The sequence below is a fragment of the Kribbella sp. NPDC004138 genome (assembly GCF_053603655.1).
Map to the genome: position 1 here is coordinate 301575 of NZ_JBSGFZ010000004.1, position 20671 is coordinate 322245.

The window sequence follows — 20671 nt, forward strand, 5'->3', positions numbered from 1 at the left end:
AGAGCCTGATGGGGATCATATCTAGTAGACGCATCGAAGACCCCCAACCGTTGGGGCGATCAGGCCGGCTGCGCCTGGGCACGATCTCCAACTGCTGGATCCAGGTCGCGTCCGATCCACGAACGTACCCGGCCGCCTGCCGGGAGGTTGTGGACAACCTCGGCGCTCGTCGGCTGGGCTCAGAGTAGGCTGAGATCATGCCTGCTCAGCCGATGCAGGACCCACCGGAGGACCCTGGTGAGATCCTCCGCGTGTTGCCGGCGAAGTGGCATGAGCAGTTCCTGTCCGAGTATCACGGGACGCTCGACGCCGCCCACGAGGTGTGGCGTTTCCAGCAGTTACGGGACGTTCTGCATCTCTGGCGGCTGCGGGCGGTCGCGTACTCCGATCCGGCCTTCGAGGAGACGCTGCAGGCCGCTCGCGATGATCGAGGCGACGAGTTCGTCCCGGCCGAGCAAGTGATCCCAGGCTGGTCCGATCGGCAGTGAGCTACCGCGTGGAGTTTCACGCGTCCGCATTGGCCCAACTGCACGGACTACCTCCACCGGCATTCGATGCCATGGTCGAGTGTGTGACCAAGCTGGTTGACGCGCCCTGGGAGACGCAAGCCCTCGAACGAGACGAGCCGACCTTCCGCCAGTGCGTCTTCGGCGGGCTTGGATTGTTGTCCTTTCACATCAACGACAGTCACGAACTGATCCGGATCTTCGACGTGACCTGGTCGGTTGATCGCTGACGGCTCCGCACTCAAGGGTGCAGAGGACCCATCAGCAAGTAGGTCAGCAGCAGCCCCGCCACCAGAGCTGTCAGGACGGCGACCGACAGGTTGCCCTTCGTCCGGCGGCGGGTCGTTGCCGGTCCTGCGGCATCCCGCTCGGCCTGTCCGCGGCCAGGCGGCGCAGGTTGCTGATCTGCGCATCGGGCACCTGCTCAGGTCGTGTCGAACACCCCGTCCGGCTCCTCGGTAGCTCCTGTTCTCCGCGCGTCGCGTGGTTTCAGTTGGCTTCAGGTCGACTTCAGTATTACGGTAGATCCACGGTGTAACTGCGGTCAATCGCCAGTTTGTCAGGAGCAATGGCGATCGGAGCCGTACCAGAGAGCCCCCAGTCCTACGGCGACAACGCCATCGGGTGACCCCCGGCGGCGCGGAGTACAGCGGGCTCGGTGGAGTCAGGTAGAGCGGGGTACCGGATCGGCCGATCCGGCGCCCCCGCAGTTGGTCGACCATTTTCGGGAGTGACAGTGGCCCCCTCTCCAGAGGCCGTACGACTCGCCAGGCGACTCCGGGACCTCCGGGAAACCGCGGGGCTGACCCAGAAGGACGTGTCGCAGGCGCTCAGCGCCGACGTCCGGGTCGCGGTGGCGACGATCAGCTCGTGGGAGTCGCAGAGCAACCCGAAACTTCCCCCCGAGGACCGGCTGCGGTCGTACGCACTGTTCTTCGCGATGTCGCCGACCCTCGAGCGGCTGCCGCGCGAGCAGGACCTGAGCCCGGCCGAGCGCGAGCGCTTCAGCAGCCTGCAGCGGGAGCTGATGACGCTGCGGGACGACGTGCGCCACCAGCAGAGCGGTTCGTCGTCGTCCAACAGCTCGTACACCTTCGACTTCGAGTCCGGCCGGATCACGCTGATCTGCCCGGAGGTGCCCGAGCTCGGCCGTTCGCCGCTCGCCGACGAGGACAACCCGAACCACACCCGGTTGTACAAGTACGCCGACCTCGACGCGCTGATCGAGATGTGGGGGCACGTGCGCGCCTCTAACCCGGAGCTCCGGGTGCGGCACCGGCTGCCGTCCGAGGTGAGCGCCGACCACATGTCCGGCCATCTGATCCTGATCGGCGGTATCGCCTGGAACCGGGTCACCAGCCGGCTGCTGCGGGTCCTCGACAACCTGCCGATCCGGCAGATGTCGGTCCCTGATCTGGCCGACGGCGAGATCTTCCGGTCACGCGACGGTCGTGAGTACCGGCCGCTCTGGGAGGAGCGCAAGGGCGCCGCGGAGGACGACGCGCCGAGCAAGGCCGAGCTCGAGGCGGACCAGGCGCAGGATGCCTGGAAGGGCGACACTCCCCGGGAGCTGGTCGAGGACGTCGCACTGTTCGCGCGGCTGCCCAACCCGTTCAACCACAGCCGGACCATCACGATCTGCAACGGCGTCTACAGCCGCGGTGTGCTGGGCGCGGTCCGGATGCTGACCGACGACGCCGTCCGGGAACGCAACGAGATCTACCTCGCCAACAGATTCCCCGGCGGCGTGTACGGCCTGCTGATGCGGGTGCCGGTCATCAACGGCGAGGCCGTCACCCCCGACCTCGAGATCGAGGACAACCGTCTCTTCGAGTGGTCGCCGGAGGACGAGGACGCATGAGCCGTCGCACCAGACAGATCAAGGCGTCCCATGCGGGCCTGCTCTTCGACGGATCCGTCCCGGTAGCAGCTTCCGCGAACACGCGCCTGGACGCGATCGTCGTACCGGCCGCGCGGCCGGCGTCGGAGCTGCAGAGCGTCATCACGCTGTCCGCCGAGCTGGGCGTACCGCTCGTCGTCCTCTGCAGTCACAGCGCACAGGTCGGGCAGGTCGTCCAGCGGGTGAAGGACACCTTCGGCGCCCAGGCGCTCGTCATCGACGTCCCTCAGGGGTACCGGCCGCCGTGCCCGGCCCCGAAGACCTCCGCCGAGAAGTTCCAGAACGCCTCGGCCGGCCGCGCGAGCGATCTCAGCGCGAAACGCAACATCGGCCTCTTGCTCGGCCGGCTGCGCGGCTGGAACAAGATCATGTTCGTCGACGACGACATCAGGCAGCTCAAGGCGCGGGACGTCCGGCGCCTCACCGGGTACCTGGACCGGCACCCGGTCGCCTCGATGGTCAGCTGGGACTTCCCGGACAACTCGGTGGTGTGCCACGCTCGCCGCCTGGTCGGATCCCAAGACGTGTTCGTCAGCGGTGCGGTCCTCGGTGTGGATCTGCAACGCCCGGAGCTGTCCTTCTTCGCCGACATCTACAACGAGGACTGGTTCTTCTTCGCCCGGCACGCGGCCCGGCGGGCGATACCGAAGATCGGCGAGGTCCGGCAGCTGGAGTACGACCCGTTCGCGGATCCGGACCGGGCGGCCCGGGAGGAGTTCGGCGACCTGCTGGCCGAGGGGCTGTACGCGGCGTTCGAGGGCCAGTCGGGCTCGACCTTCGAGGAGCAGCTGCGGATCGCCATGGAGCCGTCGTACTGGGACTACTTCAAAACCGTCCGGCTGAAGACGATCACCGAGACGCTCGCCGACGTCCGGGCCGCGAAGTCCTCGTTCGACGACATCGAGTACCGCCGCATCGAGAAGTCGCTGGAAACCGCGAAGTCCTGGGCCCTGAAGATCTCCTCGAAGCTGTGTGTGGAGTTCATCGAGAGCTGGCAGGAGGACGAGGAGCTGTGGCAGAAGATGCTCGGCAACCTCCCGGCCCGGCTGAGCAAGCAGGAGGCCCTGCGCCACCTCGGCCTGTCGAACTGGATGTCCTGCGGCTACGGCCTACCGACAGAATCGGAGACGGATCTCGCACCGGCCGGAGTGGTCTTCCAGTAACTGACGTTCGCCGGTGGGGCTGAACCCGAGCCGGTCGTACACCTGGCGTGCGACCGCGTTCGTGTCCAGCACCCACACCCGCCACTCGGTGACGTCGGGTTCGATCGCCGCGAGCTCGGCGAGGACGGCCCGCAGTACGCCGGTCCGGCGATACCGCGGGTCGACCCAGACCGACTCGACATGCCGTTCGTACGCCGGGCGGTCCAGCACCCGCACCGAGCTGGCCAGGGCGATGATCCGCGCCTCGTCGCGGGCGACGACCCATCGCATCCGGGTGAAGCGCTCGCGCCAGCCGTCCTCACCGACCGTCACCTCGACCTCGTAGTCGGCGATGTACGCCGACGGTGAATCCTTCAGGGCCCGGAGGCGCACCTCCCGGGCGATGGGCCAGTCGTCGGCACCGAGCATGGCGAGTTCCAAGGTCCCGGACCCCTTCGGGAGATGGCAACAAGGCATCCATACCAGTGTCGCCGTTTCCCAGGATCACCAAACCGCAACGCGGACAATGTCACATCGGGTGACCGGTTTCCCGGCAGATCACCCGGTCGACGAACGCGTCGACGGACGCATCCGGGTTGTCCGGGAGGTGCGGGGTGACGGCAACCGTGACCTGCCGCCGGGCGTCTTCGGTCGCGAACGAGTAGGCCTGGTACGCGAGGGCGTCACCGTCGTTGCCGTACACCCGGACTTTGCAGGCCGTGTCGTGCCACGAGAGCCCCAGGCCGTACCGGCCGTCCGGAGTGCCCGGCGTCTTCATCGCCTCGAGCAGCCGGGCCGGGAGCAGGTGTCCGCGGAGCAGCGCGGCGAAGAACCGGTTCAGGTCGCGGGTCGTGGAGATCATGTCGCCGGCGGCACCGAACAGCGTCGGGTTCAGTTCGGTGAAGTCGACCAGCCCGCCGTCCTTGGGCACGTAGCCGTGCGGGTGCGGTCCCTTGATGTACGGCGACGTCCCGGGCAGCGTCGTACCGTGCAGCCCGAGCGGCCGGATCAGCCGCCGCTCGATCTCCTCGGCGTACGTCCGGCCGGTGACCTTCTCGATGATCTCGCCGACGAGCAGGTAGTTCGTGTTCGAGTAGTCGTACCGCGAACCCGGCGTGTCGAACACCGGCGGCTGCGCGAGCGCCCGCTCGATCTGCTCGGCCGCGGTCCAGGTCCGGTACTGGAGCGCGTAGAAGTCCGAGCTCGGCGGCATCGGCAGCGTGTCCTTGAAGTCGTACAAACCGCTGGTGTGGTTGAGCAACTGGCGCACCGTGATGTTCGCGCCGTTCGGGACGACGCCCGGCAACCAGCGCTCCACCGGGTCGTCGAGCCGGATCCGCTGCTCGGCGACGAGTTGCAGCACGACCGTGGCGACGAACGTCTTCGTGATGCTGCCGGCCCGGAACCGCCCCGCCACCGGGACCTTCCGCGAACTGCCCAGTTCCGCAACTCCGCTGCTGCCCCGCCAGACCTGCCCGCCGTCCCGCACCTCGGCGAGCGCGCCGATCGCGACAACGCCGTCGAGGCCCCTCTGCAACTCCTGCGGCGAGTTCACCGCAGGAACCACGGCCATCGCCGCAGCTGTCACCAATGCCACCAGCATCCTGATCTCCTCATGTGTCCGTCCGGTCCCCCAAGCCTTCAGCTCAGTGGGCCGCGCACACATCAGGGATCACCCGGTCAGGCGACTACGTAACTCACCCAGTTGTCCAGCAGCCACCCCGGCGGCCTCGACGGCGGCGAGGCCGGCGGGTGTTGCTGGCAGCAACTTATGCGGCGGCGGTGGCTTCGGTGAGCTGCTCGGACGTGGGCTGGAGTTGCGGGGCGGCGAAGGTCAGCAGGATGTTGGCGACGGCGAAGGCGGCGGCTGCGAGCAGACCGCGCTCGTAGCCCGACTGCAGTGCCTGGAGCTGGGTCGCGCCGTGGGTCAGCTCGTTGGTGGTGTGCGTGATCGACAGCGTGGTGACGATCGCCAGACCGAGCGCACCGCCGACCTGGTACATCGCGTTGACGACACCTGACGCCGCACCAGCCTCGGCGGGACGGACCTCGGACACCGCGCTGATCTGACCCGGTACGCCGACACCGATGATGCCGAACCCGAAGATGATCAGACCGGGCAGCAGCTCGGAGCTGTAGCTACCGGTCGCGTCGGCCTGCGACAGCAGAAGCAGCCCGGCGACGCTGAGCACCGCACCGGCGACCTGAACCGTCCGCGTCCCCCACCGCTGCACCAGCTGCGAGGCGAGGACCGCGCCGACGATCGCCGCGCCGCCCATCGGCAGGAAGTGGATCCCCGCGTCGAGCGCACTGTCCCCACGAACCTGCTGCAGGTAGATAGCAGTCAGGAAGAACATCGACAGGAACCCGGCGCCGTTCAGCGCCAGCGACGCGCCGGACACGCTCAACGCCCGCGACCGGAACAACCGCAACGGGACGAGCGGCGCTGCCGACCGGGATTCCACGATCACGAACGCCGCCAGCAGGACGACGCCTGCCGTCAGTACGCCGACAACCTCGAACGAACCCCATCCAGCAGGCTCCGAGCGCACCACACCGTAGACAACGGCCATCAGGCCGGCCGTGCCCAGAACTGCGCCCAGCGTGTCGAAGGTACGGCGACCCGTCGCGTGCCGCACGTCGCGGACGAACACCGGGATCAGCGCGATCAGTGCGATCACGATCGGCACGTTGACGAAGAACACCCACTGCCAGCTCAGCGAATCGACGAGCACGCCGCCCGCGACCACCCCGAGGGTCCCGCCCAGGCCGGCGAGACCGCCCCAGACGCCCATTGCGATGTTGCGCTCACGCCCGTGGGCGAACGTCATCGTCAGGATGGCGAGCGCCGCCGGAGAGAGCAGAGCACCGCCGAGGCCTTGGACAGCGCGGGCGCCGATCAGGAACTCCGGCGAGTTGGACAGCCCGGCGACCAGCGACGTGACGCCGAACAGCACCAGGCCCGCGGTGAACACACGGCGCGGCCCGAGCAGGTCGGCCATCCGCCCGCCGAGCAGCAGGAAGCCGCCGAAGAGCAGCGTGTAGGCGTTGATCACCCATTGCAGGGAGTCGGCGGAGAAGTTCAGGTCCGCCTGGATGTGGGGCAGCGCGACATTCACGATCGTCACGTCGAGCACCACGATGAACTGCGCGAGGGCCAGCACCGCCAGGGTGGCCCAAGGACTGCGTCGCATCGCCGTACCTCATTCACTAAGTCAGGTCTACCCTGTGTTGTCTACACCGTATGTATACGGCGTAAGCTTACGGAGTAGACATTAGGTCTACGGTGTAAACTTGTCAACGTGATCACCAAAGAGCGCCTCGACCCGGACAAGATCGTCGACACCGCGCTGGCCATCGCGGACGACGAGGGACCGGCCGCGATCTCGTTCCGGAAGCTGGCCGCGCAGCACGACGTCACCCCGATGGCGCTCTACCGGCACTTCAAGGACAAGGACGACCTGCTCGCGGCGCTGGGCGACCGGTTGCTCGCGGACATCGTGCTGCCGGAGCCGACCGACGAGCCGTGGGACCGGCAGCTGCACGCGCTGCTGTCCGCGTTCGTCACGGCCTTGCGGGCGCACCCGCGGCTCGCGGACCTGACGCTCGCTCGGATCCTGGTCGCCGAGCCCGGCCTCGCCCTCGCGGAGCGGGCCCTGGAGCTGCTGGTCGAGGGCGGATTCTCCGTCGACGACGCGGCCGAGGTCGGCCGGCAGTCGATCTGCTCGCTGATCGCGCTGGTCACCACCGACCCGATCGTCCGCGAGTTCAGCGACCCGGTGGCCCGTGAGGCGTCACTGCGCCGCAAGCGCGCCGCGCTCGGCGCGCTGTCGCCCGAGCGCTACCCGCTGATCACCGCGTCTGCCGGCTCGCTGATCTGCTCGTCGTCCCAGGAGCAGTACTACGCCGTCGGCATCGACCTGGTCGTCGGCGGCATCCGCGGCGTCCTCGCATAGGGCGTGTGCGCCTGTCGGTTGCGTCACGGGAGGACTACGCTCCGAAGCGGAGCGATACCACTCTCTATGGAGGTACACCGATGGCGGGGAAGTTCGAGCTGTACAAGGACAAGTCCGGTGAGTTCCGGTTCCGCTTGAAGGCCGGGAACGGCGAGGTCATCGCCACCAGCAGCGAGAGCTACGGCACCAAGGCCGCCGCGCTGAACGGGATCGACTCGATCAAGCGGAACGCTGTCGAGGCGAACGTCGACGACCAGACGGACTGACATCCCAAGAAAACAAGGGGGTTCTCCACAGCCTGTGGAGAACCCCCTTCGTCGTCGGAGCGGTCAGAGACCGTCCGCGAACTCGACGCCGCGGACCTCGACACCGAGGCCTTCGATCCCGGCGTCCGGGATCATCGCGGCCAGCTCGCAGGCGCGCTCTCGGGACGCCACGTCGACCAGGTAGTAGCCGCCGAGGAATTCCTTCGACTCCACGAACGGGCCGTCGGTGACGGCCGGCAGCCCGTTGCGGACCCTGACGACCGCCGACTGGGCCGGCTGCTGCAGCGCGACCGTGCTGTGGAACTCGCCGGACGCCTTGATCGTGTCCATGAACTTCTGATGCCCGCTGCCGATGGCCTGTTGCTCCTCCTCGGGCAGCGCGGCGATCACGTCGGGGTTGACGTTCAGGACCAGTAGGTACTTCACGATGTCTCCTTCACCAGCGGCCCCCGGTGTGGGCGCCTCTCAACCATCAGTACGGAGCGCTCCGGCCGATCTTGACATCGGTATAGCGTCACCCCATGTCGCAGCTGAGTCTCACAGATGTCCGGGCCGCGGCCGATCGCCTCGCCGGGGTCGCGCACCGGACGCCGGTCCTCACCTCGCGGACGCTCGACGAGCGGGTCGGGGCGCAGGTGTTCCTGAAGGCGGAGAATTTCCAGCGGATCGGGGCGTTCAAGTTCCGCGGCGCGTACAACGCGATCAGCAGGCTCTCCCCGGAGCAGCTCGCGACGGGCGTGGCGGCGTACTCGTCGGGCAATCACGCGCAGGCTGTCGCACTGGCGGCCCGCCTCGCCGGGACGTCGGCGGTGATCCTGATGCCCGAGGACGCCCCGCCGACGAAGCTGGCCGCGACCCGCGGGTACGGCGCCGAGGTGGTGACGTACGACCGGTACACCCAGGACCGGACCGCGCTGGCTCACGAGCTGGCCGCGGAGCGGGGGCGGCCGCTGATCCCGCCGTACGACCACCCCGACGTGATGGCCGGGCAGGGCACTGTCGCACTCGAGCTGATCGAGGAGGTCGGGCATCTCGGCGCACTGCTGGTCCCGGTCGGCGGCGGTGGACTGATGGCCGGCTGCGCGACCGCCGCGACGCTGATGTCCCCCGGGATCCGGATGATCGGCGTGGAGCCGGCCGCGGGCGACGACCACGTCCGGTCGCTCGCGGCGGGCGAGCGGGTCGAGATCGCCGTACCGCGGACCATCGCGGACGGGCAGGCGGTCTCGGCGCCCGGCGAGCTCACGTTCGCGGTGAACCAGCGGCTGGTCGAGGCGTTCGAGCTGGTCAGCGACGAGGAGATCGTGGCCGCGATGGCGTTCGCGTTCGAGCGGCTGAAGATCGTGCTGGAGCCGAGCGGGGCGAGCGCGCTGGCGGCACTGCTGGCCGGACGGATCCACGGGCTGCCGGAGCGCGTCGGAGTGGTGCTGTCGGGCGGGAACGTGGGGCTGGAGCGCTTCCACGAGCTGCTCGGCAATAGCTGAATGCGCAAGGACTTTAGGACGCCCTGACCACCCTCTGTGCCCGTTGTCACAGAAAGCCACCATCAAATGTGGCGCAGATCACATCAAGGCCCTCATTTGCCGTCTGCGCCCCGCTCAGACGCGCTCAGGACACCTGGTGTTCACCCCGGCTTACTGAGCCGTCAGGGGCCCTCTCAGGCCCGTTTCAGAACGACTCTGTGGATCTGAGGGTTTGCGTCGTGATCCTTCTGTTATACAGTCGTCGGCGGTTCGGTAAACAACACGAACCGCACACGAGTCAACGCCGAGCTCCGCCAGGCTCGTGTGCTCCCCTCGAACAACCATGGCGGAGGTGGGGGACCCAGGAGGTTGGGTCTCGACCGTGAGTGGTCGAAACCCTGGGGTGAAGTCCGCGGGAGCGGACCGGGCTATGAATCCCAGCCCGAACCCGACAGCTAACTTCACAGGCGTCGGGAGACAACCATGCCCGTCACTGCCCGACGGACGTCGCTTCTGCGCGCCGTCAGCCAGACCGCTGAGTCCAGTACCGACCGGCCCACGGGCCGGACCCTGGCAAAGCACCGCAAGCCCACCACCCGTCCGGGGGCGCCCCGGACCGCAGCGGCCGTCCTTTCCGTCGGCCTCGCTGTCGGCGGCGGCGCCGCACTGTCCGTGACGACCACGTCGGCCGCCTCGGCGTCGACCAGCTCCAGCACCGCGACCACCGTGCCGCGTGGATACTGGAGCATCCCCAGCAAGCCCCTGCTCCGGTACGGCGACAAGGGTCCGACCGTCAAGTACGTTCAGAGGGCCCTGCACCTGGGTCCGGACGGATACTTCGGCACCAGCACCGTCCGGGTGCTGAAGAAGTTCCAGACCTCCTGGGGTCTGAAGGCCACCGGCTACACCGACAAGAAGACCTGGGGCCGGCTGACCTGGGCCGCCAAGCACAAGGTGCTCTACGGTCCGCACAGCACGTCGAGCGGCTCCGTCGGGACTTTCCGGGCCAAGGTGCTCCGGGAGGCGGCCAAGCTCAAGGGCACGCCGTACCGCTACGGCGGCACCAGCCCGCGCGGCTTCGACTGCTCCGGCTACACCGGCTACGTGTACAAGAAGGCCGGCAAGAAGCTGCCGCGCACGTCGCGCCAGCAGTACAGCGCGACCAAGCACATCAGCCGCAAGGCCGCCAAGCCGGGCGACCTCGTGTTCTTCCGCAGCGGTGGCGGCGGTGTGTATCACGTCGGCATCTATGCCGGCGGCAACATGCTGTGGCACGCCTCGAAGCCGGGTAAGCCGGTCGCGAAGGCGAAGATCTGGACCAGCAGCGTGGCCTTCGGCCGCGTCTGAGTCCTGACCGGCCGGCGTCCTACCCCCCCAACTGGGCGCCGCCGGTCGTCAGCGTCCTCATCCCCCCAGGCACGCTGACTTCCGAAACCGGCCCGAACCGTCGCCCCCACCCCTCCGACGGATCGGGCCGGTTTCCTGTCTCCAGGTATCGCGCCTACGCCAAGGCTGCGTTCACGGCCGCCAGCAGATCCTTCGGCCGCCGGGCCGGCACCGCCAGCAGCTCAGGAGAGCCCGTACGGCGGACCACGATCCACTGCACGCCGCGCCCCAGCCGGCCCCACGCTCCACCGACGATCCGCACGCCGGTCTCGCCGACGACATCGCTCGCGGTCTGGGTGTTGAGCCTGTCCAGCTGGGCTTTGCTCAGCACGGCTTCGGCCGGATGGGCACCGAACGACCGATCCAGGTCACGCAGGACCAGCGTGTGCTTGCCGACCACCAACTCCTGACGGGTGACGCGGACGTTCCCGTACCGGGCGTGCGCGAAGAAGTAGATCGCCACCGGGAGTAGCACGACGCCGGCCACCAGGAGGACCGGCTGCGCGATCAGACTGCCGATACCGATCAGTGCGAGCGCCGCGACGGCCAGGCCGCCGTACACCCACTGGTTGCCCATGCTCTTGCGATACAACGTCTCGTCCACGGCGCCAACCCTAAGGTCGAGCAGGTGTACGCGCTCTGCTAGCCGTCGAGCAGGCCGGCCTCGTGGGCCAGGATCGCGACCTGGACGCGGTTGGTCGCGTCGAGTTTGACCAGGGCGCGGGACACGTGGGCCTTCACGGTCGCCTCGCTCATGAACAGCTTCCGGCCGATGTCGGCGTTCTGCAGGCCGCGGCCGACCTCGACGAGCACCTCACGCTCCCGCTCGGTGAGCTTGCTGATCCGCTCCTGCGCGGCCCGCTTCCGGTCGGCGCGCGGATCGCCCGCGAAGTGCCCGATCAGCCGCCGGGTCACCGCCGGCGACAGCATCGCGTCCCCGGCCGCCACCACCTTGATCGCCTGCACCAGCTCACGCGGCGGCGTGTCCTTCAGCAGGAACCCGCTGGCGCCCGCCTGCAAGGCCCGGAACACATAGTCGTCGAGGTCGAACGTCGTCAGCACGACGATCTTCGGCGGATCGGGCAGGGCCTGCACCTCCCGGGTCGCGGCCAGGCCGTCCAGCCGCGGCATCCGGATGTCCATCAGCACGACGTCCGGCCGATACTCCTTCACCATCGCGGCGGCGTCCGCGCCGTCCTCGGCCTCGGCGACCACCTCGAGCTCGGCGTCGGACTCCAGGATCATCTTCAGCCCGGCCCGCACCAGCGCCTCGTCGTCCACGATCAGCAGCCGCGTCATCGCTCCCCTTCATCTCCGTCCAGCACCGCGTCGCGGTCCAGCACCACGCCTCCTGGCAGCCCGGCAGCGCCGGGCAGCGCGTCGTCGTCGCGGCCGTCCGGCCAGGGCAGCCATGCTTCCACCCGCCAGCCGCCCTCGGGTGTCGGCCCGATCCAGAGCCGCCCGCCGACCAGCTGCACCCGCTCCCGCAGGCCGACCAGCCCGGCACCCGCACCAGGCAGCAGTGAACCAGCAGCCACCGGCCGGACGTTCGCCACCCTGACCGTCACGCCCTGACCACGAGCGCCATGGACCTGTACGTCGGTCGCGGCGCCGCGGGCGTGCTTGTGCACATTGGTCAGCGACTCCTGCACCACCCGGTAAACAGTGCGCCCGACCGACACCGGTACGTCGTCCGGCAGCGTGACGTCGTACCCCACGGTGACTCCCGCGTCTCGTGAGGCCTTGATCAGCCGCTCGAGGTCCGAGGCCTTCGGAACGGGGGTCAGGTCGGCGCCGGCCACGCTGACGTCGGTCCGCAGCACCCCGAGCACCTCCCGCAGGTCCTCCATTGCCTGCCGCGCGGTTTCGCGGATCAGCCGGGCGGAGCCCTCGACCTTGTCCGGCCCGACGGCCGGGTTCACCTCGAGGCCGCCGGCGTGCAACGCGATCAGCGAGACCTTGTGGGCGAGCACGTCGTGCATCTCCTGGGCGATCCGGGAACGCTCGCCGAGCCGGGCCTGCTCGCTGCGCAACTCGCGCTCGGCCTCGGCCCGCTCGGCGCGGTCCCGCAGCGACGCCATCAGGTCGCGGCGGGCGCCGACGTACGCACCGATGGCGATCCAGGTCCCGACCAGGAACGGCCCCGTGAAGACGGCCACCCAGATCTGGTTCACGTTGCCCCAGCTGTTCAGGACATACGCGGCATACCCGGCGAGGCCGAGGATGGCCAGCGCGAGGTCGCGCCGGCGGATCGCCAGCGTCAGCAGCGCGAGGCCCATCGGGACGAAGATCCCGCCGGTCAGCATCGCCAGCACGGTGACGGCGGTGACGGTCACCGGGAAGCGCCGGCGCCAGAACAGGACGACCGAGGCAACAATGCCGGCGCCCAGCACATACCAGTCCTTGACCGACCAGCCGTTGCCGCCGGACGCGGCCTGCAGCACGATCGTGAGCAGGCTGAAGCCGACGTACAGGATGTCGCGCAGGCGCGGGGCATGCCTGGCCCACCAGGCGTACCACCTCCGCAACCGTCGCATTCCGTCACTGTAGTTCGACGGTCGACGCGATCACGTCCCCCTTCCGGGTGGGTTCCGGAGCCGATCGGACGACTTTCGTAGGGGGTCGGCGCAGCCGCTCGTCCGATGTGCGACCGGGGGCGGAAACGGTTGACTCGTTGCCATGATCACCGTCGAGAACCTGACCAAGCGCTACGGCAGCACCACGGCTGTCCAGGACGTGTCCTTCACCGTTCAGCCGGGCAGCATCACCGGCTTCCTCGGCCCGAACGGCGCCGGCAAGTCCACCACGCTGCGGATGCTCACCGGGCTGACGCCGCCGACCTCCGGCACCGCCACGATCACCGGCAAGCGGTACGCCGACCTGCCGAACCCGGGCCGGGTCGTCGGGGTCATGCTCGACGCCGCCGCGCAGCACCCGGGCCGCACCGGCCGCGAGACGCTGCTGCTGAACGCGAGCCTGCTCGGGGTGCCGAAGACGCGCACCGACGAGATGCTCGAGGCGGTCGGGCTCAGCCACGCCGCGAAGCGCCGCGTCGGTCAGTACTCGCTCGGTATGCGGCAGCGGCTCGGCATCGCGAGCGCACTGCTCGGCGACCCCGCCGTCCTGATTCTCGACGAGCCCGCGAACGGGATGGACCCGGAGGGCATCCGCTGGATGCGCGGGCTGCTCCAGGACTTCGCCGCCCGGGGCGGCACGGTGGTCCTGTCCAGCCACCTCCTCGGTGAGGTGCAGGCGACCGTCGACCGGCTGGTCGTCATCGGCGGCGGCCGGATCGTCGCGAACGGCTCTCTGGAGGAGCTGCTGGCCGGTTCCGGCACGCTCGTCCGCGGCCTCGACCCGGTCGGCCTGAACGAGGCCCTGACCGCCGCCGGGCTGCAACTCGAGCCGCTGTCCGACGGCTCGCTGCGCGTCGACGCCACCGCCGAGCAGGTCGGGCGGGCCGCCGCCGCGGCCGGCCAGATCCTTCTCGAGCTCCGCCAGAGCGACGGCGCCGGCCTGGAGGACCTGTTCTTCCAGCTGACCGCCCAGCCTGTCGCCGCCTGATCACACCTACTTTCTTCTGGAGACCTTCGATGACCACCGTGACCGACGTCGCACCCACGGCGCCCGCCAAGCACCGCGCCGAGGTGGCGACCAGCCTGCCGCCCGCGCGCGGCCAGTCCTTCCTGAAGCTCGTCGCCCTCGAGCTCCGCAAGTCCGTCGACACCCGCAGCGGCCGGGTCCTGATCGCAGCGATCCTGCTGCTGGCGGTCGCCGCGATCGCCTGGCAGCTCACCCACCTGCCGCAGGGGACGGTCGGGTTCGAGGGCTTCCTCGGCGCCGCGTCGGCCGGTCCGATGCTGATCCTGCCGGTGATCGGCGTGATGGCGATGACGTCGGAGTGGACGCAACGCACGGCGCTGACCACGTTCACGCTGTCGCCCCGCCGGGTGCGCGTCCAGCTGGCCAAGTTCGTCTCGGCGGTCGTGCTCAGCGCGGTCGTGACCACGGCCGTCGTCCTGCTCGCGTTCGCCGGTACTGCGCTCGCCGGGGCGACCTCCGGCCGCGGTACGTCGTACGCCGGGCTCGGCGGGCAGCTCGCCGGCGGCTACCTGACCGTCGCGCTGAACGTGGTGATGGGCGCGGCCTTCGGTGCTGTGATCGCGCAGACCGCGGTCGCGATCCTGGTCTACTTCATCGCGCCGACCGCCTGGTCGCTGGCCGGGCCGGCGCTGTTCAAGGACAACGCCAACTGGCTGGACGTGTTCGGCGCGCTCGGCCGGATCGCGGAGCGCGACCTGCACGGAATGGTGCCGGAGACGCTCACCGCGGTGGGGGTCTGGATCGTCCTGCCGACCGTCGTCGGACTGTGGGCTAGCTCACGTCGCGAGGTCAAGTAGCGGTGGTGAGCACGGCGGGGCGAGCCGGTTTGAGGGGACCGGCCCGCCCCGCCTGCTGTGTGATCGGACCTCTGCCCGGGGGCGGTGCGTGTGTCGATCCCTGGCTCCGGGTATCCTTGAACCACGATTACTGACGACTGATCCGTGGGCGCCACGCAGCGTACCCGGTTGACTTGTGCGAGGGGGTCGACGCTATGGGGCGCGGCCGTGCAAAGGCCAAGCAGACGAAGGTCGCACGCGACCTGAAGTACCGCACCTGGGACACCGACTTGGACCAGCTCAAGCGAGAGCTGTCCGGTGAGCAGGGTGGGAACAGTTCTGCGAACGGCGACAACGACGGCGACGACTACGACGCCGACGACTACCACCCCCGTCGGTAAGCATTTCAGCCCGGCTGAGCTGCTCAGTGCCCCTCGGGTGCCTGAGCAGTTCACCGTGCGCCCGACGAACTGACACACAGCACCGCCTGTGGCGGATCGACGATTCAGCAGCCCGAGGCGTCGGACGGCTCCATCGTGACCCGCTCACAGGCGGCCGCTGTGCACCCGGGCTCTACTTGGCGTAGGTGCCTTCGAGCGTGACCGTGCCGCCCGGCGTCGCGGTGACCTCACCGCACACCCAGGCGGGGATGTCGCGGGCTCCCAGTGCCTGGATCGCGGCGTCGGCGGACGACGGATCGAGGACGGCGACCATGCCGGCACCCATGTTGAGCGTCTTCTCGAGCTCGGGCAGCGCGACGTCGCCGAGCAGGCCGACGAGTCCGAAGACCGGCGCCGGCGTCCACGTCGAGCGGTCGATCCGCACGGACAGCTCGTCCGGGATCACGCGCGCCAGGTTCGCCGCGAAACCGCCGCCGGTGATGTGCGACATCGCGTGCAGCGCCTGCTCTCCGCGATGATTCAGTTCGTCGGCGCCGTTCAGCTCCTGGATCAGCTCCAGACAGTGCTTCGCGTACACGCGCGTCGGCGTCAGCAGCACCTCGCCGAGCGTCGTCCCCAGCTCCGGCACGACCCGGTCGAGCGTCCACTTCGCCCGGTCGAAGAACACGTGCCGCACCAGGCTGTACCCGTTCGAGTGCAGTCCCGACGACGCCATCGCCACGACGACGTCCCCCGCGCGCACCCGCTCCGCGCCGAGCACCTCGTCCGCCTCGACGACACCGGTCGCCGCGCCCGCCACGTCGTACTCGTCGGGCTCCAGCAGCCCCGGGTGTTCCGCGGTCTCGCCGCCGACGAGCGCCGTACCGGCCTCGACACACGCCTCCGCGATGCCCTTCACGATCTGCGCGATCGTCTCCGGTACCACCTTGCCGGTGCAGATGTAGTCGGTCATGAACAGCGGCTCCGCGCCGCACACGACCAGGTCGTCGACAACCATCCCGACCAGGTCGAACCCGATCGTGTCGTGCTTGCCGAGCTTCTGCGCGATCGCGACCTTGGTCCCGATCCCGTCCGTCGACGTCGCCAGCAGCGGCCGCCGGTACGACGTCAGCGCGGTCGCGTCGAACAGCCCGGCGAACCCGCCGAGCCCGCCGACCACCTCGGGGCGGGTCGCCTTCGCCACCCACTCCTTCATCAGCTCGACGGCCCGGTCACCGGCCTCGATGTCGACCCCGGCAGCGGCGTAACTCGCGCCTTGACTCACTGTGTTCTCCCTGTTGGGTACGGCGTACTACGGGCGGCTGAGCGCGTCCGCGGCGCCGCCACCGCCGGAGACCGTGGCCAGGCCGTCCGCGTCGGTCACCGGCAGCTCGAGCAGGTGCTTGCCGAGCTGCTCCGGATCGGGCAGCGCGACCGGGTACACACCGTCGAAGCAGGCCCGGCAGAGCCGCTCCTTCGGGACCGTGGTCGCCTCGACCAGACCGTCCAGGCTGATGTACCCGAGCGAGTCGGCGCCCAGCGAGCGGCAGATCTCCTCGGTGTTCAGCCCGTTCGCGATCAGCTCGGCGCGGCTGGCGAAGTCGATGCCGTAGAAGCACGGCCATTTCACCGGCGGCGCGGTGATCCGGACGTGGATCTCCTTGGCGCCGGCCTCGCGCAGCATCCGGATGACCGCGCGCTGGGTGTTGCCGCGGACGATCGTGTCGTCCACCACAACCAGGCGCTTGCCCTCGATCACCTCGCGCAGCGGGTTCAGCTTCAGGCGGATGCCGAGCTGGCGGATCGTCTGGCTCGGCTGGATGAACGTACGGCCGACGTACGCGTTCTTGACCAGGCCGGAGCCGTACGGGATGCCGGACTCCTCGGCGTACCCGATCGCGCCGGGCGTGCCGGACTCGGGCGTCGCGATCACCAGGTCGGCGTCGGCCGGGTGCTCCTTGGCGAGCTTGCGGCCGATCTCGACGCGGGTCGAGTAGATCCGCTGGCCGGAGATCTGGGTGTCCGGGCGGGCCAGGTACACGAACTCGAACAGGCAGCCCTTCGGGTCCGGCTCGGCGAACTTCGTCGAACGCAGCCCTTCGGCGTCGATCGCGACGATCTCGCCCGGCTCGACCTCACGGATGAAGCTGGCGCCGACGATGTCGAGCGCGGCGGTCTCGCTGGCGATCACCCAGCCGCGCTCCAGCCGGCCGAGCACCAGCGGGCGGATGCCCTGTGGATCACGGGCGGCGTACAGCGTGTTCTCGTCCATGAAGATCAGGCTGAACGCGCCCTTGACCTTCGGGAGGATCTTCGCCGCGGCCTGCTCGATCGTCAGGTCCGGGTAGCCGGCCAGCATCGAGGTCAGGATGTCGGTGTCGCTGGACGCACCGTGCTTCGCGTTCGCCTTGGCGTGATCGACGTCGGCGTCCAGACCGAGATCGAGATCACCTTCGCCGTTCAGGCTGGCGGCGAGCTCGCTGGTGTTGGTCAGGTTCCCGTTGTGACCGAGCGCGATCGAGCCGGTCGCCGTACTGCGGAACGTCGGCTGCGCGTTCGCCCACACGCTCGAGCCGGTCGTCGAATACCGGCAGTGACCGATCGCGATATGCCCCCGCAGCGACGCCAGCGTCGCCTCGTCGAAGGCCTGGCTGACCAGCCCCATGTCCTTGTAGACGAGGATCTGACTCCCGTTACTGACCGCGATCCCGGCCGACTCCTGCCCCCGGTGCTGCAAGGCGTAGAGCCCGAAATAGGTGAGTTTGGCAACCTCTTCCCCCGGCGCCCAGACCCCGAAGACGCCACAAGCGTCCTGCGGACCCAGATCCTGCGGGTCGAGTTCATCAGTAAGCCGACCATCGCCACGAGCCACACCCGCAGTCTACGGGACGGCGGACAGGCGGAAGACCAGCGTCTACCAGCAGGTCATCTGGATGGGGGTGCAGGCCGGCAGGTCAGGGCTTGCAGCCGAAGCGGGGATCGCCGTAGCTGCTCCCAGGAAGAGCGTACCGATGGTTACACTAAGCAGCTTCTTGATCACAGTTCGACCTTTCGAAATAATCCGGACCCGACCCTACGTGTCCTAATTGTCGACGCTGTCTGTATATGGTCGGTTCCGACAAGTTCTGGAGGAGAAGGATCGTGCTGGAGCCGCTGGGGGTGGACGAAGCCACTTTCGCGGTCTATCACGCCCTTCTCAGCCACCCAGACAGTACGCCCGAGCAGATTGCCGCGCTAGTAGATCTCTCGACGGTTGAAGTCGAGGGGTTGATGGACAAGCTCCGAAGACTGGAGCTTCTGGTTCCGACCTGGACCAACCCCGAGGGCGAGCACGCGGTCCACCCTCGCGTTGGGCTGACCGGCCTAGCCGAACGGCGCCGTACCGAACTGAACAAGGCGCTTGGCGAACTGAAGGAAGCTGAGGCGTCCGCCGAAGTCATCGCGGAGCAGTACAACGAACTGCTCACCTCGCGAAGCAGCGGCGATGTCGAGGTACTCAAGGGCCGCGCGAACGCATCGCGTCGTATCGAAGAGCTGGCCCTGAAGGCCAAAGACACCTTCTGGGGTCTGGTGCCGGCACACTTCGACGACTCGGTCCCGAAATCCGAGCGATCACCGGACTTCGACCACCTGGGACGCGGCCTGAAGATGAGGACCGTGTACCTGCAGAGCATGACCGCGTCGAAACAGGCGGTGGAGTACGCGTCGACGATGCACAGGCTGGGCGGCGAAGTCCGGGTGACCCCGACGCTGCCGATGCGCCTCCTGATCTTCGACCAGGAGATCGCGGTCATGCCGATGGACCCCGAGAACCCGACCGCCGGCGCGGTCATCCACCGCACCCCCGCCGTCGTCTCGGTCGCCCTCGCCCTCTTCGACGCCTATTGGTCCAGGGCAACAGAAATGTTCGACCCCGACGACCGCGACGACGAGACCCCCCTCACCCCCCACGAAGCCGAAGTACTCCGCCTCCTGGCAGGCGGCGCTAAGGACGAGCAGGTAGCTCGCCTCCTAGGCATCTCCCTCCGCACGGCCCGTCGCATCACCGCCAACCTGTCAGAGCGCCTAGACGCCGCCAGCCGCTTCGAGCTGGGAGTGGCCGCGGCCAAGCGCGGCTGGGTCTGAGCACGACGTTGTTCGAGTCGCTGGGATTGCGCCCGGAAGTCGTGGCGCTGTACCGCTTGTTGCTTCAGCAGCCCGAACTAGCTCGTGCGTCGCGGCTGACCGACCTCGCCCGTCAGTTGGAACTACCGCAAGTGGAGGTCGAGTCGAGGCTCGCCGAATTGCGGCAGTTCGGATTTCTCGCTTTCCGATGGGATGACAGCGGCGAGGAGTACCCGCTGGATCCTGCCGTGACATTCGAGCACCTCGCGGCCCGACGGCAGCAGGACATCACTAAGCTCAACAAGGATCTCGAGAACGATCGGGCCGCCGCCGGGCAATTCACCTCGGACTATCGCCAATTCCTGATCAAGAAATCGAATCCCGACGTCGAGATCTTCGATGGATCCGAGCAAGCCTACCAGCGAATGCAGGCTTTTCGCCCGCAGAAATTCGTTTGGGGCCTCGTTCCGCCTGGACCGATGCCGGCCGTTTCGCGGGAGAGTTTCTCCGACAAAGCACTCTTGGAGAGCGGCGTACAGGTCCGCTACGTAATGTCGGAATCGATGATGAAAACGCGGCCGATCCGCGATCTCATCGGATACATCATCGAACTCGGCGGCGAAGTGCGCATCGCACGGTCGATCCCCTTCAAGTTGGTGATCTTCGATGGCGAGTCAGCAGTGATGGGGATCGACCCTGACGACACATCGGTCGGCGCGGTCGTCCATCACAGCGTGGCTGTGGTGCGACTAGCGATTGAGCTACATCAGTACTACTGGGACCACGCACGAAAGCCATTCGAAATCGAGCCGGTCGCGCTGGACGCTCCAACCGGACAGGAGCTTGAGTTTCTGCGCCTACTCGTCCAGGGAGCCACAGACGAGCAGGTTGCTCGAAAACTGGGGGTTTCGATGCGAACGGTACGACGGATCGCGGCGAAATTGAGTGAGCAAGTTGGGGCTTCGGGGCGGTTTGAGTTGGGGGTTCGGGCGGCGCAACGCGGGTGGGTGAATTAGCCCCAGTCCCAGCCTCGGGAAATCGGCTTCTTGATACGGGACAAAGTGTTTGCTCCTTGTTCGGGGCGGGTGAGAGGAATGGGTGCGCCGCCCGGCCTCTCGGTACCGCAGTCAAACAGAGGGAACGCGTCCCGGGCAACGGACGGCATTGGCCGGGGGAGGTCGTTGGCCAG

22 protein-coding genes and 1 riboswitch are annotated in these 20671 nt (G+C 68.3%); of the genes, 13 read left to right on the forward strand and 9 right to left on the reverse strand.

The window, feature by feature from the left end; all coding sequences use genetic code 11:
* Nucleotides 1-197: 197 nt before the first annotated feature.
* The 4 genes from ACWEOO_RS07525 (at nt 198) to ACWEOO_RS07540 (ending at nt 3569) form a co-directional block, all read left to right on the forward strand.
* Complete coding sequence (locus tag ACWEOO_RS07525; RefSeq protein ID WP_452142281.1) at nt 198-488, forward strand: DUF6247 family protein; 291 nt, start codon at nt 198-200, stop codon at nt 486-488.
* A gap of 83 nt (nt 489-571) precedes the next feature.
* Nucleotides 572-736, forward strand: a complete 165-nt coding sequence (locus ACWEOO_RS07530; RefSeq protein WP_452142282.1) for a hypothetical protein — start codon at nt 572-574, stop codon at nt 734-736.
* A gap of 506 nt (nt 737-1242) precedes the next feature.
* Nucleotides 1243-2367, forward strand: a complete 1125-nt coding sequence (locus ACWEOO_RS07535) for a helix-turn-helix domain-containing protein (RefSeq protein ID WP_452142283.1) — start codon at nt 1243-1245, stop codon at nt 2365-2367.
* A complete protein-coding gene (locus tag ACWEOO_RS07540) occupies nt 2364-3569 on the forward strand; it encodes a hypothetical protein (protein ID WP_452142284.1) in 1206 nt (401 codons plus the stop codon). The genes ACWEOO_RS07535 and ACWEOO_RS07540 overlap by 4 nt, the downstream gene beginning before the upstream one ends.
* On the opposite strand, the gene ACWEOO_RS07545 is transcribed toward ACWEOO_RS07540, so the two are convergent.
* From ACWEOO_RS07545 to ACWEOO_RS07555, 3 genes are all read right to left on the reverse strand, one after another.
* A complete protein-coding gene (locus ACWEOO_RS07545) occupies nt 3516-3989 on the reverse strand; it encodes a GNAT family N-acetyltransferase (protein ID WP_359937085.1) in 474 nt (157 codons plus the stop codon). The two genes, ACWEOO_RS07540 and ACWEOO_RS07545, sit on opposite strands and share 54 nt — an antisense overlap.
* 88 nt (nt 3990-4077) lie before the next feature.
* Nucleotides 4078-5151 carry a serine hydrolase domain-containing protein gene (locus ACWEOO_RS07550; protein ID WP_452142285.1) on the reverse strand — a complete coding sequence of 358 codons (1074 nt, stop codon included), beginning with the start codon at nt 5149-5151 and terminating at the stop codon, nt 4078-4080.
* A 166-nt stretch (nt 5152-5317) separates the two neighbouring features.
* Nucleotides 5318-6742 (reverse strand): MFS transporter, encoded by a 1425-nt coding sequence (locus tag ACWEOO_RS07555; RefSeq protein ID WP_359937079.1) that lies wholly within the window; start codon nt 6740-6742, stop codon nt 5318-5320.
* 108 nt (nt 6743-6850) lie between these two features.
* Here ACWEOO_RS07555 and ACWEOO_RS07560 point away from each other — a divergent pair, with 108 nt between their 5' ends.
* Together ACWEOO_RS07560 and ACWEOO_RS07565 are read left to right on the forward strand one after the other, a co-directional pair.
* Nucleotides 6851-7504 (forward strand): TetR/AcrR family transcriptional regulator, encoded by a 654-nt coding sequence (locus tag ACWEOO_RS07560; RefSeq protein WP_359937076.1) that lies wholly within the window; start codon nt 6851-6853, stop codon nt 7502-7504.
* A gap of 80 nt (nt 7505-7584) precedes the next feature.
* Nucleotides 7585-7770: a YegP family protein gene (locus ACWEOO_RS07565; RefSeq protein WP_452142286.1), complete on the forward strand. Its 186-nt coding sequence runs from the start codon at nt 7585-7587 to the stop codon at nt 7768-7770.
* Nucleotides 7771-7833: 63 nt separating this feature from the next.
* Here ACWEOO_RS07565 and ACWEOO_RS07570 read toward each other — a convergent pair whose 3' ends face one another.
* Complete coding sequence (locus ACWEOO_RS07570; RefSeq protein WP_359937070.1) at nt 7834-8196, reverse strand: YciI family protein; 363 nt, start codon at nt 8194-8196, stop codon at nt 7834-7836.
* Between the two features lie 95 nt (nt 8197-8291).
* Between ACWEOO_RS07570 and ACWEOO_RS07575 the strand changes: the two genes are divergently transcribed.
* Nucleotides 8292-9254 carry a threo-3-hydroxy-L-aspartate ammonia-lyase gene (locus tag ACWEOO_RS07575; protein ID WP_452142287.1) on the forward strand — a complete coding sequence of 321 codons (963 nt, stop codon included), beginning with the start codon at nt 8292-8294 and terminating at the stop codon, nt 9252-9254.
* A 271-nt stretch (nt 9255-9525) separates the two neighbouring features.
* A riboswitch (cyclic di-AMP (ydaO/yuaA leader) is annotated at nt 9526-9717 on the forward strand.
* Nucleotides 9717-10580 carry a C40 family peptidase gene (locus tag ACWEOO_RS07580; protein ID WP_452142288.1) on the forward strand — a complete coding sequence of 288 codons (864 nt, stop codon included), beginning with the start codon at nt 9717-9719 and terminating at the stop codon, nt 10578-10580. Its footprint overlaps the riboswitch before it by 1 nt.
* Nucleotides 10581-10734: 154 nt before the next feature.
* On the opposite strand, the gene ACWEOO_RS07585 is transcribed toward ACWEOO_RS07580, so the two are convergent.
* Genes ACWEOO_RS07585 through ACWEOO_RS07595 form a run of 3 tightly spaced genes read right to left on the reverse strand, consistent with a single transcriptional unit; the run spans nt 10735 to nt 13156 of the window.
* A complete protein-coding gene (locus ACWEOO_RS07585) occupies nt 10735-11223 on the reverse strand; it encodes a hypothetical protein (protein WP_452142289.1) in 489 nt (162 codons plus the stop codon).
* Between the two features lie 38 nt (nt 11224-11261).
* The gene (locus ACWEOO_RS07590; RefSeq protein ID WP_359937058.1) at nt 11262-11918 is read right to left on the reverse strand and encodes a response regulator transcription factor; all 657 of its coding nucleotides are present in this window, start codon (nt 11916-11918) and stop codon (nt 11262-11264) included.
* Nucleotides 11915-13156, reverse strand: coding sequence for a sensor histidine kinase (locus tag ACWEOO_RS07595; protein ID WP_359937055.1), 1242 nt, complete (start codon nt 13154-13156; stop codon nt 11915-11917). The genes ACWEOO_RS07590 and ACWEOO_RS07595 overlap by 4 nt, the downstream gene beginning before the upstream one ends.
* A 142-nt stretch (nt 13157-13298) precedes the next feature.
* Between ACWEOO_RS07595 and ACWEOO_RS07600 the strand changes: the two genes are divergently transcribed.
* The 3 genes from ACWEOO_RS07600 (at nt 13299) to ACWEOO_RS07610 (ending at nt 15399) form a co-directional block, all read left to right on the forward strand.
* Nucleotides 13299-14183: an ABC transporter ATP-binding protein gene (locus ACWEOO_RS07600; protein ID WP_355699744.1), complete on the forward strand. Its 885-nt coding sequence runs from the start codon at nt 13299-13301 to the stop codon at nt 14181-14183.
* Nucleotides 14184-14212: 29 nt separating this feature from the next.
* The gene (locus tag ACWEOO_RS07605) at nt 14213-15019 is read left to right on the forward strand and encodes an ABC transporter permease (RefSeq protein ID WP_359937049.1); all 807 of its coding nucleotides are present in this window, start codon (nt 14213-14215) and stop codon (nt 15017-15019) included.
* A gap of 194 nt (nt 15020-15213) precedes the next feature.
* On the forward strand, nt 15214-15399 hold the full coding sequence (locus ACWEOO_RS07610; protein ID WP_355474918.1) for a DUF3073 domain-containing protein: 186 nt from the start codon (nt 15214-15216) through the stop codon (nt 15397-15399).
* Between the two features lie 172 nt (nt 15400-15571).
* On the opposite strand, the gene purM is transcribed toward ACWEOO_RS07610, so the two are convergent.
* Nucleotides 15572-16663, reverse strand: coding sequence for a phosphoribosylformylglycinamidine cyclo-ligase (purM, locus tag ACWEOO_RS07615; protein WP_452142290.1), 1092 nt, complete (start codon nt 16661-16663; stop codon nt 15572-15574).
* A 27-nt stretch (nt 16664-16690) separates the two neighbouring features.
* Nucleotides 16691-18250: an amidophosphoribosyltransferase gene (gene purF, locus ACWEOO_RS07620; RefSeq protein WP_359937043.1), complete on the reverse strand. Its 1560-nt coding sequence runs from the start codon at nt 18248-18250 to the stop codon at nt 16691-16693.
* Nucleotides 18251-18519: 269 nt separating this feature from the next.
* Here purF and ACWEOO_RS07625 point away from each other — a divergent pair, with 269 nt between their 5' ends.
* Both ACWEOO_RS07625 and ACWEOO_RS07630 read left to right on the forward strand, forming a co-directional pair.
* Nucleotides 18520-19503 carry a helix-turn-helix transcriptional regulator gene (locus ACWEOO_RS07625; protein WP_452142291.1) on the forward strand — a complete coding sequence of 328 codons (984 nt, stop codon included), beginning with the start codon at nt 18520-18522 and terminating at the stop codon, nt 19501-19503.
* An 8-nt stretch (nt 19504-19511) separates the two neighbouring features.
* Nucleotides 19512-20498 carry a helix-turn-helix domain-containing protein gene (locus tag ACWEOO_RS07630; RefSeq protein ID WP_452142292.1) on the forward strand — a complete coding sequence of 329 codons (987 nt, stop codon included), beginning with the start codon at nt 19512-19514 and terminating at the stop codon, nt 20496-20498.
* Nucleotides 20499-20671 lie beyond the last annotated feature (173 nt).

Coding starts and splice junctions, on each gene's coding strand:
- ACWEOO_RS07610 (WP_355474918.1), top strand. CDS start 15,214: ATGGGGCGCGGCCGTGCAAAGGCCAAGCAGACGAAGGTCGCACGCGAC.
- ACWEOO_RS07575 (WP_452142287.1), top strand. CDS start 8,292: ATGTCGCAGCTGAGTCTCACAGATGTCCGGGCCGCGGCCGATCGCCTC.
- ACWEOO_RS07595 (WP_359937055.1), bottom strand. CDS start 13,156: ATGCGACGGTTGCGGAGGTGGTACGCCTGGTGGGCCAGGCATGCCCCG.
- ACWEOO_RS07605 (WP_359937049.1), top strand. CDS start 14,213: ATGACCACCGTGACCGACGTCGCACCCACGGCGCCCGCCAAGCACCGC.
- ACWEOO_RS07590 (WP_359937058.1), bottom strand. CDS start 11,918: ATGACGCGGCTGCTGATCGTGGACGACGAGGCGCTGGTGCGGGCCGGG.
- ACWEOO_RS07565 (WP_452142286.1), top strand. CDS start 7,585: ATGGCGGGGAAGTTCGAGCTGTACAAGGACAAGTCCGGTGAGTTCCGG.
- ACWEOO_RS07600 (WP_355699744.1), top strand. CDS start 13,299: ATGATCACCGTCGAGAACCTGACCAAGCGCTACGGCAGCACCACGGCT.
- ACWEOO_RS07525 (WP_452142281.1), top strand. CDS start 198: ATGCCTGCTCAGCCGATGCAGGACCCACCGGAGGACCCTGGTGAGATC.
- ACWEOO_RS07550 (WP_452142285.1), bottom strand. CDS start 5,151: ATGCTGGTGGCATTGGTGACAGCTGCGGCGATGGCCGTGGTTCCTGCG.
- ACWEOO_RS07540 (WP_452142284.1), top strand. CDS start 2,364: ATGAGCCGTCGCACCAGACAGATCAAGGCGTCCCATGCGGGCCTGCTC.
- ACWEOO_RS07555 (WP_359937079.1), bottom strand. CDS start 6,742: ATGCGACGCAGTCCTTGGGCCACCCTGGCGGTGCTGGCCCTCGCGCAG.
- ACWEOO_RS07580 (WP_452142288.1), top strand. CDS start 9,717: ATGCCCGTCACTGCCCGACGGACGTCGCTTCTGCGCGCCGTCAGCCAG.